Consider the following 17,751-nt stretch of genomic DNA (forward strand, 5'->3'; position numbering starts at 1 on the left):
AGTTATAAATCTTTTGAAAGAGGTATAAAAAGCATGCTAACAGATACCATTGCTGCCATTTCGACGCCAATTGGTGAAGGCGCTATTGGCATTGTAAGAATGAGCGGTTCAGATTCTTTTAAAATTATTGATCAGCTCTTTCGTGCAAAAAGTGAAAAGTCTACATGGGAAGATAAAAAATTTAAATATGGTTATATTTTTGATGAAGATCGACTTATTGATGAAGTAATGGTCGTAAAAATGCATGCACCAAATACGTATACAAGAGAATCAATTGTAGAGATTAATTGTCATGGTGGTGCTGTTCCGCTTCGAGAGATATTGAGACTTTGCCTTAAGAATGGAGCACGATTGGCTGATCGTGGTGAATTTACCAAAAGAGCTTTCTTGAATGGACGTATTGATTTAGCACAGGCAGAATCAATTATGGATTTAATTCAATCCAAAACGGACCGTGGTTTTGACATCGCCATTCAGCAGCTGGAGGGAAATTTATCAAAAAAAATTAATCATATACGCCACGCATTAGTACAATTAATGGCACGTGTTGAAGTTGGTATCGATTATCCGGAAGAGGATATCGAAGAGATCACATACCAAGAAATTCAAAATGATTTACAAAGGACCTCAAAAATATTAGATGATTTACTTAAAACGTCAAGAACAGGTAAAATTGTAAGAGAAGGTCTAAAGACTGTTATTATTGGAAAACCAAATGTTGGCAAATCAAGTTTAATGAATGCACTGTTAAAAGATGCAAGAGCTATCGTAACCGATATACCGGGTACGACGAGAGATGTTATAGAAGAATTTTTAAGTATTAATGGTATTCCCATTAAACTTGTTGATACGGCTGGCATACGTGAAACAGAAGATATCGTTGAAAAAATGGGTGTTGAAAAATCAAAATCATATTTTAATACTGCTGATTTAATTATTTTTATGCTCAATGGCTCAGAGCAGTTAACAGAAGAAGATCATGTATTAATTGATAAAGTAAAGGGAAGACCAGCTATTATATTAGTTAATAAGAGTGATTTAGAACAAAATATAGAAATTGACTACATTAAAAAGCAATTTGAATCGCATCAAATTATCTATACATCTATGTCTAAAGATATTGGTGTTGAAGCAATAGAAAATGCGATACAATATATGATTGACGAAGGTGGGACAACAAGTACACAATCGGAAATGGTTAGTAATGCCAGACATATCGCGTTAATTGAAAAAAGTCAACTGCATGTCAATGAAGCAATAAAGGCGACTATCAATAGACTGCCGTATGATTTTATTGAGGTGGATGTTAAAGAAGCAATTGAATTACTTGGTTTTATTACTGGTGATAGCGTTTCATCAGATTTGATGAATGAGATCTTTGGTCAATTTTGTTTAGGAAAGTAAGAGGTGTCTTATGATTAGAACCTTTGATGCAGGTTCATATGATTGTATCGTTGTCGGAGCCGGACATGCGGGCTGTGAAGCAGCGCTGGCAAGTGCTAGGATGGGTATCGAAACGCTTATATTATCAATTAATTTGGATTCTATAGCCATGATGCCATGTAATCCTTCAATTGGTGGTACCGGGAAAGGGCATCTCGTTAAAGAAATTGATGCACTTGGCGGAGAAATGGGATTAAATATAGATCGTTCTTTTTTGCAAAGCAAGATGTTAAATGCTTCTAAAGGGCCTGCAGTTCATTCATTAAGAGCACAAGCTGATAAACATCAATATCATGTTGAAATGAAACGCGTTTTGGAAAATACGGAACATTTGGCGGTTAAGCAAGGAGAAGTCATTGCATTAGTCATTGAAAATAAAATAATCAAGGGAGTCATTACGCAAACGGGTGCACACTATCGAGCTAAAACAGTGATCCTAGCAACAGGTACGTATTTAGGCGGCAAAATATTTATTGGTGAGGCTGAAATACTTAGTGGTCCCAATGGTTTGGCAGCTTCATATGCATTAGGTGATTCCATGCGTCAAGAAGGCATTGAACTAAGACGGTTTAAAACGGGAACACCTGCGCGCGTCGATAAAAGATCGTTAAATTTTGATAAAATGGAAGTACAATGGGGAGATAAAGAATATGAACTATTCTCCTTTATGAATGATTCTCTGCCATTGGATGAAATGCCATGCTGGCTGACTTATACAAATCATCATACCCATGAAGTGATTTTAAGCAATTTGGATAAGTCTGGGCTTTTTACAGGTAGTATAGAAGGTACTGGTCCTCGCTATTGTCCTTCAATAGAAACAAAAATATTAAAATTTACTGATAAAGAAAGACATCAGCTGTTTATTGAGCCGGAAGGCAGAGATACTAATGAAATGTATGTTCAAGGAATGTCTACAAGTATGGCTGAGGATGTCCAGTTGGCGTTTATGAGAACCATACCTGGACTTGAGAATGTCGAAATCATGAGACCTGCATACGCCATTGAATATGATTGTATAGATCCGCAAGTACTAAAACTATCATTGGAGTTTAAAACTGTAGAGGGGTTATTTTCAGCTGGACAATTTAATGGTTCTTCAGGATATGAAGAAGCAGCAGCGCAAGGTTTAATCGCTGGCATTAACGCGGCTTTAAAGGTTCAGAACAGAGATGCTTTTATTTTAGATAGATCAGAAGCTTATATCGGTGTTTTAATAGATGATTTAATTACAAAAGGAACTGATGAGCCCTATCGTATGATGACGTCAAGGGCAGAGTATCGTTTAATTTTGCGACAAGACAATGCTGATATGCGATTAACAGAAAAAGGATATGCATTAGGAATTGTAAAAGAGGACCGATATAAGCGTTTTAAAGAAAAAATGCGTATTATTGATGATGAAATGAATCGTTTAGCAACCACTAATTTAAAAATGAATGATGTTAATATTATTTTAGAAGCAATTGGCAGCAGTAAAGTTATGCAAAGTATTAAAATCATTGAATTATTAAAGAGGCCCGAAATTTTTTATAGGCATTTAGTATCCATTGACGTGACGAGACCTGCAGTGCTTTCAAAGGATATTATAAAACAGATTGAAGTATCATTAAAATATGAAGGGTATATCAAAAAGCAATTACAACAGATTGATAAATTTAAGGATTTAGAAGAAAGAAAATTACCAATAGAACTGGATTATTTAAATATTGAGAATCTGAGACTGGAAGCAAGGCAAAAGCTTGATGCCATTAAACCTGCTTCAATTGGACAAGCATCGAGAATTTCAGGTGTATCACCTTCCGATATTTCTGTACTGCTTGTCTATATTGAGCAAATGAGGAGAAAGAAAAATGCATGATGCGCTATACAAAGCAGCTAAACTGCCAGTTTCAAGCAGTGAGCAATTATTGTTTGATCATTATTATAACCGTCTTGTTAGTGAAAATGAAAAGTATAATTTAACGGCAATTACAGATGAAAAGGATGTTCATATTAAACATTTTATTGATTCAATGTTAATCAAGGTATTTTTTGATACTTATAAAATTGAGACAAAACAAAAGCGGCTTATTGACATTGGTACGGGTGCTGGGTTTCCAGCGATCCCAATAAAAATACTATACCCTGAAATCGAAGTGACTGGTTTAGATTCACTTAAAAAACGCATCGCATTTCTAGAAATGCTGAAAGAAGATTTGACGTTAAAAGACATACAATTTATTCATGGACGCGCTGAGGATTATGGTAGAGATACTCTATACCGTGAAACATATGATTTTGCTGTATCAAGGGCTGTTGCAGAATTGAGAATGCTGCTTGAGTACGTAATGCCATTTGTGAAAGTTGGTGGCTATTTTGTCGCTTATAAAAGCCTTAAATATGCAGAAGAGCTCGAAAATGCTGAGAATGCGCTAAAGCAAATGAAAACGCGATACATTGAAACGATACGTATAGTGCTTCCTGAAAATTCGGGTGAAAGAGAATTAATGATATTCCAAAAAATGGAAAATATACAAAAAAAATATCCAAGAAAGGCTGGCATGCCAAAAAAAAATCCACTCTAACGGTATCTTAGGATACCGTTTTTATTTTAATAAAAATTATGATTATGGCAATCATTGTTCATTAGTATTACTTTTAGATAGATAATACAATCGTCTATTTTTTCACATGAATATATTTCAACATTTTGTTTTTATATAACACTAACGAAAGGTCTGAATGCGAAATATAGGATAGTCGTTTGTAAATCAATGGTTTTAATCTATATTTTTTGATATAATAATTACATTCAGAGTATAGGAGGGCATCATGAATAAGGTCATTGCTATCTTCAATCAAAAGGGTGGTGTTGGAAAAACGACAACAGCCGTTAATTTATCTGCAGCCTTGAGTGCGATGGGAAAGCGTGTCTTATTAGTGGATAACGACCCTCAGGGTAATTTAACAAGTGGCGTTGGCATTAATAAATTTACAGTGGTGAACAGTATTTATCATGTGTTAATTGGTGAAATTCCAGTAGAAGACAGTATTATCGAAACTGATTATAAAGATTTGTATCTTTTACCCGGCAGTATGGACTTGGCTGGCGCTGAAATTGAACTCATTAACTTTGAAAACAGAGAGTATCTTTTAAAAAATATTATTGATCATGTTAAAGATCAATATGATTATATTTTTATTGACTGTCCTCCTTCTTTGGGATTGCTAACCATAAACGCACTTGTTGCAGTTACTTCTGTTATTATTCCTATACAATGTGAGTACTATGCATTAGAAGGTGTAAGTCAACTGCTGAATACGTACAATCTTATAAAAAAGAGTATTAATCAAGATATTGAAATACAAGGTGTATTAATGAGTATGTTTGATTCTCGAACAAATTTAAGTATACAGGTTGTTGAGGAAGTTAAGCAGCATTTTAAAGACATTGTATATACCACGATGATACCAAGGAATATTCGTTTGGCAGAGGCTCCTAGTTATGGTATGCCAATTATCTACTATGATTCAAAATCTAAAGGGGCTGAGGCCTATCAGGATTTGGCTGTGGAATTTTTAGAAAGGGAGAATACAAATGTCTAAAAAAACGGGTTTAGGAAGAGGTTTGGGCGCTCTCATACCTGATGATGCGGATCTCAATATTAAACAGAAAATTAATGAAAGTGGTGATTTGATTGATGAGATTGATATTGATCTCATTATTCCAAATCGTGAACAGCCAAGAAGACAATTTGATAAGGAAAAAATTGAAGCATTAGCTGAATCTATTCGTATTCATGGTTTATTACAACCAATTGTATTGAAGCGAAAAGATAGTTTTTATGAAATCATCGCCGGTGAAAGAAGATGGCGAGCTTGTAAACATATTCAAATGAAAAAAGTACCGGCAATCGTGAAAGAGGTTGATGAGTTTACGATAGCACAGCTTGCTTTAATTGAGAATATACAAAGAGAAGATCTTAATCCAATAGAAGAGGCAATGGCCTTTCAAAAGTTAATTGATTTATATGGCATGACACAAGAAAATTTGAGTAAAATAGTAGGTAGAAGTAGATCATTTATAACCAATTACCTTAGGATGTTAAAATTAGAACCAGAAATATTAAAAAGTATTGCTGACGGACTTATATCTCATGGACATGGGCGAGCCCTTTTAGGACTAGATAATGTGAAGGACAGAATGAAGGCATACGATAAAATTATAACGGATGGTTTAAGTGTCAGACAGACAGAAGCACTTGTTAAAAACTTTGATCAAGTTTTTAAAATGCCAGTTAAACGAAAAAGTCCAAGAAAACTACAAGAAATTATTCATTTAGAAGAACAGCTTGCAGTCCATATTGGGACTAAGATTAATATCAAAGAAAAAAATGGTAAAGGAAAAATTGAAATTGACTTTTATAATATTGATGATTTAAATCGCATTATAGATACAATAAAAAAGTAATGTTTCACGTGAAACATTACTTTTTTATTGTAATACAGCGACAAAGAATTTAATGATTATGTACCACTTAATTGATCAAACACCGTGCAGCAGATTTCTTAATGGTAAAAAAATTCGAAATATACATTAATAATAGTCATCTTTTAATGAATGAGTAGCTATGACTTAATCAATAAAAAAGAGAAAGTTATAAAAATATTGATGACTAACTATTAATTAAGTATGTATGTAATGATACTTTTCCGTGGTCAATAAAGCTCTTTTTAGCTAAAATAAAAATTAGTTAAAATCACATATGTTTCACGTGAAACAATTCATTCTAAGGTTATCAATCATAATAAAAGATTAATATGAAATAAAAAAAGCATTAAATAGAGTCCTTGAGTCATAAAATAGAACAACAAATATCAAAATTAAGCTCGTATAGGCGCATAGTGCAGCGAAGCGAGTTCATAATAGTAGTATACTAAAAATCAAAAAAACGAGCATACACAAAGAATTAATGTCTTAAGGCACCTTAAATGTTGAAAATAGTGCATAAAAGTGTGTTAAAATAGTAATGACAGTAGATGCTGTATTTTTTAATTAGGACAGTGTTCCTATTGAAAATGGTAAGTTGATAAAACACTTCGTACAAAATAAAAAATTAGCAGGTAAAAATGAGAAAAATATTAGTGATTGTAAATCCCGTATCTGGAAATGGTAAAGCATTAAAAATTATGCCAGATATTAAATCATTTTTCAATACACATCGCGACATGATAGAAGCAGATTTTAAAATTTCAAGATTTAAAGATGATATAAAATTAATTGCCAGCACAATGTATGACAATGGTTATCGAGAGTTTGTTGTTATTGGCGGTGACGGTTCGCTATCAGAACTCGTAAATGGTTTAGGGCCAAAGATGGATAACAAAATTAAAATTGGTGTGATACCATATGGTAGTGGTAATGATTTTATAAAATCACTTTTTAACCAATATAAACTTAATGATCAAATAAAAGCAATTATTGAGGATCAAACACAATTACTTGACCTTGGAAAAGTAAATGAATTTTATTATATTAATTCATGTACTTTTGGAATTGATGGTCCGATTATTAGAATGACGGATAAATTAAAAATGAAATTACCAGGTGAGATTGCATACTATATGAGTACATTAAAAGAGGGGGTTGCATTTAGACCCAAAATAGTACGATTGACAATTGATGGTGAAGTACTAAAAGGCGAAAAAATATTGATTGCATTTAATAACGGAAAGTTCATTGGCGGCGGAATGAATATTACGCCAGATGCAGATTTATCAGATGGGTATTTAAATGTTTGTGTTATTGATGATGTTCCAAAATTGAAATTTGTACGAAGTATTAAAAAAGTCTATTCAGGTCGCTTATCAGATCTCGATGAAGTCTCACTACGCCGTATTAAAAACGGATCAATTGAGGTAGAGAATGGCAGCTATGATATAAATATTGATGGCAATCTCGTTGGTCAAACGCCAGCTACCATTAAAATTATTCCCAATGCCATTCGCGTGTTTAAAAACATGGAAGATAAAGAATAGATGACTTTATTTACAAATATTGTAATATTTAGATGGCCTATATTTGAAAAAAATAGTAAAAAAGATGATTGGGTTGTCAGAACCAAAAAACATCGTACAAATGAAATTTGGGCGTTATAAGAGGGCTTAAGGAGAAAAGACACTTTTATGATGATTTTAGATGCAAAAAAGCAGTTTATAAGAACCGGTAGACTTAATCGAAAAATTATTCGTGATGAAATTGCGTTATCTTGGTATCGTTGTCGACTTAATAATGTAAATCACGAAAAAAACTTGTTTGATGAAAAAAACACAAGTTTGAAAAGAGAAAAGTATGATATTGAAACTCTTAAAAATTTACTCATGTTACTCAATCGGGAAATTTGGAATCTATTCATTATAAATCCTGATGGTGATGTGATTCTCCGTGTCACTTACGATGCTATTTTTGAATCCATACACAATCTATTAGAACAAAATATTGGTACAAATGCTGGCGCAATTGCGTTAAAAACACTAAAGGATGAATCTGTGCATCATGAAGAACATTATTTATCTTTAATGACAGTGTATGACAGTTATGCAATTCCGTTAAAATATGAAGAAGAGATTATTGCATATTTAGTTATTTTTACAGAAGTGCCGATCAACGCATATGAAATGAAAGCACTTAAATCACAAATGATGAATGTTACAAAGCATAATATGTCAATGCAAGCAGGCAAACAAGCAACGTCTCTAGAAATGAGCCATTTTATTATGCTGCCAAAAGCACAAGAAGACATGCTGGAACGGCAACTGGACAATATGGTTCGCATTGGGCTGCCGATTTATGTCTATGGCCCAAAGGGAAGCGGAAAGTCCAACTTAGCATGGTATATCGCATTGACACGTTACAAAGATATGGTATTTCTTGATATTGAAAAAATTCCATCAATCATGCGGAAAGAGGTTATAAAGAAGGCACTTTCCCAAAATGAAACAGTTGTAATTGATAACATACATGCATTGGAAGTTGAGCAAATAATGATGTTAACGGTTTACACGGAAGAAAAAATAATTCAAAAAAATGAAGAAAAACACAGTAATTGCAAATGTTTGAATATAATACTGACATCTGTTTACAAGCCGCGTGAAATGCGTGAAAATAGAATGCTAAATGAACGATTTAGTACAAGAATGTGTCACCAAGTGATTAATACAACAGATTTTAAAGATCATCGCTTTGATCAAATTGATTTAGAGCGCTTATTACAACGGTATCGCTATGACTTTTCAGATGGTTTTAAATCGATGATGTTAAAATTATCAAATGGCAAGCAAATAGATGAAATTGTTACAATCATTGAAAATTCAGTTGTCGACGCGATAAAGGGCAAGACGATTACAGCAGAAGATATTGTCGTAAATACACATGATACCTATCAAACACTAGCAGAAGTTGAGCAGCAGTATATCTTGAATATCTACGAAAAAATGGAACATAATATGACTTTGACTTCTGAGATCCTTGGTATTGGAAGAAGTACACTCTATAGAAAGTTAAAATCGTATCATATTGACACAAACCAATAAAGAAAGTCAAATGACTAAAATGATACAGCCGGTAAAACTGTTTTAGTATGAAACAAAAATACAAGGTATGATATAAATTTTAGATGTCTCAAAATGAATGGATGATTTAATGAAATTTAAGAAACGAAGTAAAAATAATGTTTGTAATGTCATTGTGTTAACTTAACAACAAGTCATATACATAGATATGATATGATTTAACTTTACAGTTATATATTTAAATCGTTTGATTGCAACATATAATGCAGACTATTCTAATTATTGTAAATAATATTTGAATTGTCTGCATTATTTTTGTAGAATTAAGATAGCTAGAACATGTTGTAAATGCATGAATTTTATCGTTTACAGTAAATTTACTGTAAACGATTTGGGGGTGAGTTGGTGTATAAAATAAGTGAGGCTGCAGAATTGATTGGGGTTGAGAAAGTTGACATTTTTGAAAAGATGATTACACATAAGGCAATCCTCGATCCAAATATAAAAAAAATAGAAGGCGTCACCTATTTTGAAGAACGTGGTATTGCCATCCTAAAAACACTGTTTTTCGGTACGCAAAGCGGTGAAGAAAAATTAACAGAGGAAGGCGCAGAAACGATCGCGCCAGAAAAGCGCGTTGTGAAAGTTCGGTCAAAATTTGAGCGTGAAAGAGATATCCTTTACGATAAGATTTTAATTTTAAAGCATGAACTCGTCAATTTAGATGATGAGTTATCCATGAAAGATGATATGCTGTTATCCTATCAAAAAAAATTAATTGAAGATCTTGATGCCATTAGCAAGCTGCAAACGGCACTGTCGAAAAAGGTTTAACGAAAGTGATGTGAGGTTATGTACAGAGTTATAGAAGTTGCTAAAATGTTAGGAGTCAGCAAAGTAACCGTTTATAAAAAGATCAATAAAAATAAAAAGTTGCTAAAAAACCATATTCAGACGAGAAGCAATATTACCTATATTGATGATGTGGGCATTGAAATTATTAAAAACACCATTGAAGTGACTTCTACTTATAGTTCAACTGATCCATCAGATATTGGCATTATTCAAAAAGAAGTGATTGATAATTTAAACGAGACTATCTTGTTTCTTAGTGACCAAGTCAGTAAGAAAAAAATGCAGATAGAAAAGAAGGATGAGATCCTAGATTCCTATAAAACGATTATAAAGAGCAACAGAGGAAAAATACAGTATCTTGAAAGCAAAATTAGCGAATAAATAGGGAGGAAATAACCGTGGTGCCAAAAAAATCGATATTTGAAAAAATGGGATTGATTGATCCAATTAATAAGAGCTCTGAAGATGATGTTGAAGAAACTGTGACGGAAGAATCCTATGATGAAATTCCCGAACTGGATTTTGTACCTGATTTAACACAACTGGAGAATGACCAAACACCAACTGAAGTGGAAACACCTATTGCCACAGAGGATATACCGAAAGATATTGGCGATAAACTTGATTTAATCATTGGTGCCTATGAAAAAAACAAGTTATTGACGATAGAAGAAATTTATCGTAATGCACATTTGGAAAATGAAGTCAAAAAGACAATTTTTATGGCAGATGTTTATCAGAAAGCCATTCCTGAAAACTTGCCGCTTGATATTAAACGTGAGACTGTACTGAATATTATGAATGTCTCCAGTATTAGTTTAGAAGAACTGCTTAATGATGCTTATAAACGTATTGATGCGTTAAATACAGTACTGGAAGAAACTGTGTCAACAACGCAGGAAATATTTAATCGAAATGATGCCACGGTACGTGAATTGGAAAAAAGGATTGAAGACTTAAAAGATATCAATAAAAACAGAAAGAAATTTCAAGAAGATCAGAATACGATGATTGAGTATGAAATCCAGAAAATTATTAACTTGGTTGAGTTTGTTAAACCAAAGAAGTAGGTCGATATGATGGATAATAATCATATAAAACCAGCGTTGTTTCGGGCGATCATTTTGCTAGTTTTTACAATTCCACTGATTATTAGCGGTTCGTATCTCTATGCGCATTTATCAAATGACAGCGAATCACCTGCTGCCAATGAAAACAGCGATTCTGAATTTATTGATACAACGTCAAAAATTGAAGATGATGCAACACCGGAAAATCCGGATAGTACTGCTGCTGCCCAGAATACGCCAGCCGATGAACCTGAAAGTACAGTAAATACAGATCAAAATGAGCCAAATGAAAACGAATCCGTTGAAAATGAAACAGACGAAAATACGAATTCTGACAATGCTGAAAACCTTTCTGATGAAGGAAATGCAGTAGATTCGCAAGATACTATCGTATCAGAGGATATCAGTATCATGACGAAACCCTATACGGCAGTGCAAATAAATTTATTAAAGACAACAGATCAAACCTTGTATTTTTCAGCTCAGTCCTTTAAAATAAGTAATGATGATAAGGCACTGCTTGATTCCTTTATTGAGACAGCCTTAATGTTTCCAGAAGAAATGATTTCGATTGAAGGTCATGCCAATGGTTATCCGAATTTTGAAAACTCTATTTTGGAGCAAACGTTAAGTGAAGATCGAATGAAGGCGGTTAAAAAATACCTAGAAGATAAAGGTGTAAAAGCAAAAGTTATCATGACTTTTAATTGTGGTTCTAGTCAACCAGCATCTTTAGATGAGACAACACAGGAATTAAATGATCGTGTAGAGATTTACTTTACAGATTATAATGCCAGGGGTATTCAAGATAAGTAGACTTATTTGTTGTATAGAATGCCCTCATAGTTAAATGGATATAACATGCCCCTCCTAAGGGCAAATTGCAGGTTCGATTCCTGCTGGGGGTGCCATTGCAAACAAAACTCTGTATATACAGAGTTTTTATGCTTTTTAGGAATGAGGTATTGCCTTATGTGTAAAAGTGAGAATGAAACTTTTATGTTCGCAGCACTTGAAGAGGCTGAGAAAGCACTTCATTATGGCGAAGTGCCCATTGGTGCAGTGATTGTAAAATCGGGACGGATTATTGCTCGTGCACATAATACGCGAGAGACAAGTGAAGATGTATTGGGGCATGCAGAGATTAATGCTATTCGGAAAGCGTCTGAAATCCTCGGTGGATGGCGATTGACAGATTGTGATATTTATGTTACTATAGAGCCCTGCCCTATGTGTACTGGGGCACTTTATCAGGCTAGAATTCGTAAAATATATTATGGTGCTCCAGATTTGAAAAGTGGTGCTTGTCAATCTGTGATGCGCTTTTTCGACGTAAAGGGCCTTAATCATTATTGCGATGTAGAAAGTGGTTTGCTCGAAATACGTTGTATTCAATTATTGAAAGACTTTTTTAACAAGAGAAGACGATAAACGGAGAGGTGTCCGAGTTGGCTAAGGGGCACGCCTGGAAAGCGTGTAAGGCTGTAACGGCCCCGCGGGTTCGAGTCCCGCTCTCTCCGCCAAACTTTGCCGTGCTAGATGGGAAATTAGCAATTTCTTGTAACCTGCTGCTTTGCAGGGTCGATGCTCAGTGGAGGGTAACGCCATTATCTCTAAGCGTTTGATGTTGATCATTGGGTCTTGCGCAATAGAAACTTATGAACCTCGTCAGGTCCGGAAGGAAGCAGCGATAAGTGAGTATTTCTATGTGCCGCAAGGGTGCCTGAGAGGAGTCGGCGACATTGATAGTGAATTGTTTATTCGAAGCTGAGTGCACGGCTTTACATATTATATAAAGATAGAAATCATTATTGATGACACCACATTAACCATCTTTTTAGATGGTTTTTATTATTTTTGGGTTCTTTCTGATGAGTTGGCATATCACAGCGTCATAATATCCGTTATAATATGATAAGGAGGAATCGATGAAAGCGGAAAAATCAAGGCTGATCACAAGTATCATTAAATACACTGCCATTGGATTGATTGTGATGCTCTATGGTTTTTTTGTCTTGTCCAGAAGTTTTATTCCGCAAAAATCGGATGATTTGCTCCAGACAAATTACACAGATCATATTCAGCATGAGGTAGAACATTTTCAGGAAGATATGTTAATGATTAACAATTTGATCGTTGATACCTTTGAGATGAAGGATGATGTTCAAATTTCGCAAGCACTTACAACGTTTAGAAATTTCAACCATATGATCAAAAATATACATGTTATCTCTAGTCAAAGGATACAAATTTATGATAATGAGAAGATGACTGCCACGTATGTCAATTCAGAGGATTGGATGGATCGTGCAACAGTTAATGGGCATATATCGGCACCTTATCTCGATCCAATATCTATGAAGGATATCATTTCCATATCCTATAAGATTGAAACGTCAAATGATGTAGACATTATCACTTATGATGTATCCATTGATGATATTATTGTTTATTTCAGCAATATAACTGAAAAGACTTTTTTACTCAGTTTTAACGATGGCCAACGCTTGTACGATACAAATGGTATTGTCACAGATACAACCATCAGTGAAGCGACGAATGCAATTCCCTTTAAGCTTCTTGATGAATCTTACCAGCTTATCTATTTAAGTGAAGATCCATATGAGACTATTTATGCAGTGTTATCGGGTATACCAATTGTCCTGTTAACCGTTTCTATTATTCTTGGGTTTCTCACATACGTTATCACGCACTTTTACAATGCGATAGACCGCTTCTTTGAACAAATTGATATTGTTGAAAAGCAGTCAAGTTTTACAGATCTCAAGATGATAAAAACGCTATTTCATCAAGTTAAATTTAAATTAAAGGAAATGGAAAGAGAGCGAGCAGTGCTCGAAAAAATACAATATACAGAATGGGTAGAAGTTCAAGAAAACAGAGATATGCTTGCGGAATTAGGTGTACAGATTGAAAAGTGCCGCGATGAAATTGCATCCAATCATAGACAGCTTACAGCTATTTCAAACGTAACACCATCGCTTGTATGGATCGCCGATTCAGAAGACCGAATTACATTTGTTAATACACAATTGAGGCAGCACCTTATTGAAGCCGGCGCTCAGACAATTAAACTCAGTGATCTGCTCATGGATATTGATACAGGTTCAAGGCTCCTTAAAAAAAGAGATTATAATAAAATTAAACTCAAACTGAAACAAGTAAATGGAGGCGAAGCACTTCTGGGCAAGACCAAGCGTATTTTCTTTAATAATACACTTCAAGCAATTTTATTTGCAACGAACACGAGTAATTTTGACTCAAAGATGCACTACAATTATTTACGCAAGTCAAGAGACCTGCATTTTATCAATGAAGTCACGAAGATTATCAACAATAATGTTAGTATGGATCAGACACTACAGGAAGTTATGGACAAGGTGGCTTTTTTAGGCAATTTTAATGCTTGTACAATACGATTGATGAGTGATACGCAAACACTCGATAAAACTGCTGCCGCCGGTTACAGTGTCGAACACCTTTACGAAGATAATTTGCCATTCCATGGAACACATATGGGTGTGGCTTATGCAGAAAACCGAATGATCGTGATTAATACAGAAAATGATATGGAATTTGAAGAAATGCAAATTGCTCAAATCCTTAATAACGGACGGAGTATTGTTTACCTGCCGCTTTCCAATTTTGACAAATCTTTTGGTGTCATGGCGATTATTAGCGACTTGCCATTTAACTCAGATATACTTGTTATGCTTGAATCCATTGCCATCAATGTGACAATATCACTTGAAAAGCTTGTCCTATACGATCAGCTTAAAGCCAATTATTTTAAAACAGTAGAAGCATTTGTCAACGCGACAGAGATTAAATCGGATCGTTTTTCTGGTCATTCACGACGCGTTGCTGAGATCTGCAATGCGATCGCAGAAAGACTTTTTCTGTCAAAGACAGAGGCTGAAGAAATCTTTATTGCGGGTCTCTTGCATGATGTCGGTAAACTGGCCTTTCAAGATGATTCACTGGAATACTTTAACGATGTTGAGGTACACGGTGAAATTGGAATGAAAATGGTTGAAAATGTTGGTCTTTCAAAAGAAATTTTGGAAGGGATTGCCTATCATCATATGAATTTTGACTGGAAGCATCAGGATGATGAAAAAATGCACGAACAGCCTTATTACGCACAAATCATAAGAATTGCCAATGACTTTGATGTCTTTGTTTATAAGCACAAAAATCCTTTTGAGTTTGAAGGTTTTTTTGAACACTGTAAGGCAATGAGCGGTTCGGTTTATGCACCGCAGATTTTTAATGTCCTCAAAGACATTGTTTTTAATCAGAGTGAAAAAATTGAACGGATTTACCAGACCAGCTGATTTGGAGTGTTTATGAAACTGACGATTTATAATGTGAAAAAATGGTTAATAATTGCGGGCTTGATTTTACCGATGCTGCTGATTCAACTTGCTATTTCACTGTCTTACGAGCAGACGCTAATCAACAATCTCGTAATGGAACGTGAAGAAACACTTAAGTTGTACAGCAGAGATCTTAACAATAGTATTAGCCAGCTTGAGAATCTTGTAATCGCATTAAATGAGATGCCGGTTATAACGGATGATACCATCCAATTAATTGAGGCATCAAAAGATATTACGATTATGAATTCATCAAATCCCAGCAATGATATCGAAGAAACACAGCGCATTACCAATTTGCTAAAAACGGGTAATATCGTACTGGATAAATCTAAACAGTTCATCTATTTTATCAATCGCAATCGTGAGTACAACCGCATTTTGATTTTTAAAAAAGATTTGGGAAGTATGGTACAGGAATCGCTGTCTCATGAAAGCAGAATAGTCGATATTGGTTTGTACATGAATGGTGCATTAATATATCAAAGCGAACATTTCACACCTTTAAGCAATCTCAATAACTATACGGCAGAAATTGTGCCTATTGGCGACGATACCTATTTGGCCATGCAGTCATTACTTCAGCATTTGCCAATAGAAGTTATTATTATGGATCAGCTTACGAATGAAATTACGTATATTCATCAAAAGATTATTACGTATTGCATTTTTGCTTATGCGGCATTAATCGTTCTCAGTATTCTGTATTTAAAAATGAGCAGAATAAACGATGATCCATTGACGCTTTTATTAACACAGCTTGAGCAGATTGATTCAGCGCTTGAACACAAAAAATTTAATTCACATCACAATATGTCTACCGCATTTCCAATTCAAAAGGAGATTGATGGCTTTATAAAGCAAGGGCAAAAGCTAATGAAGCATATCGAATCGCTTGAAAATCAAATTGGTCTCTATCGAAATGAAAAAAGTCAGTTTAACAGTACTTATGAAGTGCAGCATCAAACATTAAACGATCTTGAAAACACATTGTCTGTTGCAACGTATATTCGAGATGAATTTACAGACTTTGTCGATCAAATCTTGATAACGGTTACGACATCATTGGAAATTACCAATGTCAACCGAGCATATCTTCAAAAAATGGGCTATAGGCGAGATGAGATTATCGGCAAGTCATTTATGGATTTTATTATTGAAGATTTTGAAAGTGTGACGCCTGAAAGACTATTAAAATTATCAAATGATCCGATCTTTTTGAATTTGAGACATAAGACAATGTCGGAAACGACTTCAGAATTTATTAGTTTAAAGAGTATTCCATGGGATAAGGATCAAATTTTATTTATTGGAAAATCTATTCATGAAGAAATTTCGCTGCAAAGCAGAATTCTTCGGAAGAATAGAGAACTTGAATACATCAATCAAATTAACACATCATTAATCAGCAATTGGGGTGTCAATGAATTGCTGGATAATATTATCAGGCGCATTGATTATTTGTTTAATGTTGAACTTGGCACAATCTATGTCAAGGAGTCCGACGAAACATGGTCTTTAAAGGCGACGGCAAGTACATTAGAGAATGAGGAAGATGCGTATTTATGCGATTTTGAGAATGTTTTGAATATTGATGGGACAGATTTGAGCGTAATTGATATCAACGCTCTGAATCACAAACAGAATCCATTTGCAGAAGATGTCAAGTACTTGGTTATATCACCGCTTGAGGTTGAACAAGAAGTGATTGCCGTTATGATTATTGGGTTGAAGACAAAAATGAAGAGCAGTGACCTAAATGTTTTAAGGATGTTTAAAAATCAAGCTTCCATTGTCATTCAGCGAGCGATTTTGTATGATCAGCTCAGAGATCAGTATTTTAATACCATTGAAGCACTCGTTAACGTTATTGAAGCAAAGGATAAATATACAGAAGGGCATTCACGGCGCGTTTCACGATTTTCAGTTGAAATTGCCAATGAAATGGGCTATAGTAATGAAGAAATTGAAAATATTGAAATAGCGGGTTTATTACATGATGTCGGCAAAGTAGGGATTAATCAAAAAATTCTGAATAAAATTGGGAAACTTACGCCAGAAGAATATGAAATTATTAAAGAGCATCCTGAAAAGGGTATTCAAATATTACAGTCGATTAAACTTGACAGCAACATTACGGCAGGCATTCGATACCACCATGTACGCTATGATTTGACTGGGTATCCTGAAAACCATGGCTTATCAGAATTGCCGACCTATGCTGCGATTATCGGTGTTGCAGATGCATTTGACGCAATGAGTTCAGCAAGATCGTATACGAAGCCAAAACGCATCGACGAAGCTGTTGATGAATTAATAAGGTGTTCGGGCACGCAGTTTTCGCCGGAAGTAGTCGACGCAATGGTGAAAGTCGTAAAAGAATCACCTCAGAGAATTCAAACTATAATTGATGATTTAAGGAGTTGACA

The 17,751-nt window shown here is 34.5% G+C and carries 14 protein-coding genes, 2 tRNA genes and 1 other RNA gene; all 17 read left to right on the forward strand.

The genetic code is table 11. The features are described from left to right. The first annotated feature begins 33 nt into the window (after window positions 1-33). The 17 genes from mnmE to KHM83_RS07630 all read left to right on the forward strand — a co-directional run bounded on the left by mnmE (window position 34) and on the right by KHM83_RS07630 (window position 17,749). Complete coding sequence (gene mnmE, locus KHM83_RS07550; protein WP_213236391.1) at window positions 34-1,404, forward strand: tRNA uridine-5-carboxymethylaminomethyl(34) synthesis GTPase MnmE; 1,371 nt, start codon at window positions 34-36, stop codon at window positions 1,402-1,404. Between the two features lie 10 nt (window positions 1,405-1,414). Next, window positions 1,415-3,304 (forward strand): tRNA uridine-5-carboxymethylaminomethyl(34) synthesis enzyme MnmG, encoded by a 1,890-nt coding sequence (mnmG, locus tag KHM83_RS07555; RefSeq protein WP_213236392.1) that lies wholly within the window; start codon window positions 1,415-1,417, stop codon window positions 3,302-3,304. Next, window positions 3,297-4,010 carry a 16S rRNA (guanine(527)-N(7))-methyltransferase RsmG gene (rsmG, locus tag KHM83_RS07560; protein WP_213236393.1) on the forward strand — a complete coding sequence of 238 codons (714 nt, stop codon included), beginning with the start codon at window positions 3,297-3,299 and terminating at the stop codon, window positions 4,008-4,010. Before mnmG ends, rsmG begins: the two co-directional genes overlap by 8 nt. Before the next feature lie 247 nt (window positions 4,011-4,257). Beyond that, window positions 4,258-5,031 carry a ParA family protein gene (locus KHM83_RS07565; RefSeq protein WP_213236394.1) on the forward strand — a complete coding sequence of 258 codons (774 nt, stop codon included), beginning with the start codon at window positions 4,258-4,260 and terminating at the stop codon, window positions 5,029-5,031. Then, window positions 5,024-5,896: a ParB/RepB/Spo0J family partition protein gene (locus KHM83_RS07570; RefSeq protein ID WP_213236395.1), complete on the forward strand. Its 873-nt coding sequence runs from the start codon at window positions 5,024-5,026 to the stop codon at window positions 5,894-5,896. Before KHM83_RS07565 ends, KHM83_RS07570 begins: the two co-directional genes overlap by 8 nt. A 659-nt stretch (window positions 5,897-6,555) precedes the next feature. After that, window positions 6,556-7,464 carry a diacylglycerol/lipid kinase family protein gene (locus KHM83_RS07575; RefSeq protein ID WP_213236396.1) on the forward strand — a complete coding sequence of 303 codons (909 nt, stop codon included), beginning with the start codon at window positions 6,556-6,558 and terminating at the stop codon, window positions 7,462-7,464. A 147-nt stretch (window positions 7,465-7,611) separates the two neighbouring features. Continuing rightward, window positions 7,612-9,018, forward strand: coding sequence for a helix-turn-helix domain-containing protein (locus KHM83_RS07580; RefSeq protein ID WP_213236397.1), 1,407 nt, complete (start codon window positions 7,612-7,614; stop codon window positions 9,016-9,018). Window positions 9,019-9,402: 384 nt separating this feature from the next. Further along, complete coding sequence (locus KHM83_RS07585) at window positions 9,403-9,831, forward strand: hypothetical protein (protein WP_213236398.1); 429 nt, start codon at window positions 9,403-9,405, stop codon at window positions 9,829-9,831. Between the two features lie 18 nt (window positions 9,832-9,849). Then, window positions 9,850-10,233, forward strand: coding sequence for a hypothetical protein (locus tag KHM83_RS07590; RefSeq protein WP_213236399.1), 384 nt, complete (start codon window positions 9,850-9,852; stop codon window positions 10,231-10,233). A 17-nt stretch (window positions 10,234-10,250) separates the two neighbouring features. Next, entirely contained in the window at window positions 10,251-10,922 is a 672-nt protein-coding gene (locus KHM83_RS07595; protein WP_213236400.1) for a hypothetical protein, read from the forward strand. A gap of 6 nt (window positions 10,923-10,928) precedes the next feature. Beyond that, window positions 10,929-11,738, forward strand: a complete 810-nt coding sequence (locus tag KHM83_RS07600; RefSeq protein ID WP_213236401.1) for an OmpA family protein — start codon at window positions 10,929-10,931, stop codon at window positions 11,736-11,738. Between the two features lie 20 nt (window positions 11,739-11,758). Next, window positions 11,759-11,833: transfer RNA gene (locus tag KHM83_RS07605), tRNA-Arg, on the forward strand. Window positions 11,834-11,894: 61 nt separating this feature from the next. Beyond that, window positions 11,895-12,353, forward strand: coding sequence for a nucleoside deaminase (locus KHM83_RS07610; RefSeq protein WP_213236402.1), 459 nt, complete (start codon window positions 11,895-11,897; stop codon window positions 12,351-12,353). A 2-nt stretch (window positions 12,354-12,355) separates the two neighbouring features. Continuing rightward, a tRNA-Ser gene (locus tag KHM83_RS07615) sits at window positions 12,356-12,445 on the forward strand. Window positions 12,446-12,452: 7 nt separating this feature from the next. Further along, window positions 12,453-12,701, forward strand: an RNA gene (gene ffs, locus KHM83_RS07620) — signal recognition particle sRNA large type. Window positions 12,702-12,850: 149 nt separating this feature from the next. After that, entirely contained in the window at window positions 12,851-15,280 is a 2,430-nt protein-coding gene (locus KHM83_RS07625) for an HD domain-containing protein (protein ID WP_213236403.1), read from the forward strand. Between the two features lie 12 nt (window positions 15,281-15,292). Then, window positions 15,293-17,749 (forward strand): HD domain-containing phosphohydrolase, encoded by a 2,457-nt coding sequence (locus tag KHM83_RS07630; protein WP_213236404.1) that lies wholly within the window; start codon window positions 15,293-15,295, stop codon window positions 17,747-17,749. Window positions 17,750-17,751: the final 2 nt, after the last annotated feature.

It is taken from the genome of Fusibacter paucivorans (assembly GCF_018390735.1).
Classification (GTDB): Bacteria; Bacillota; Clostridia; order Peptostreptococcales; family Acidaminobacteraceae; genus Fusibacter; species Fusibacter paucivorans.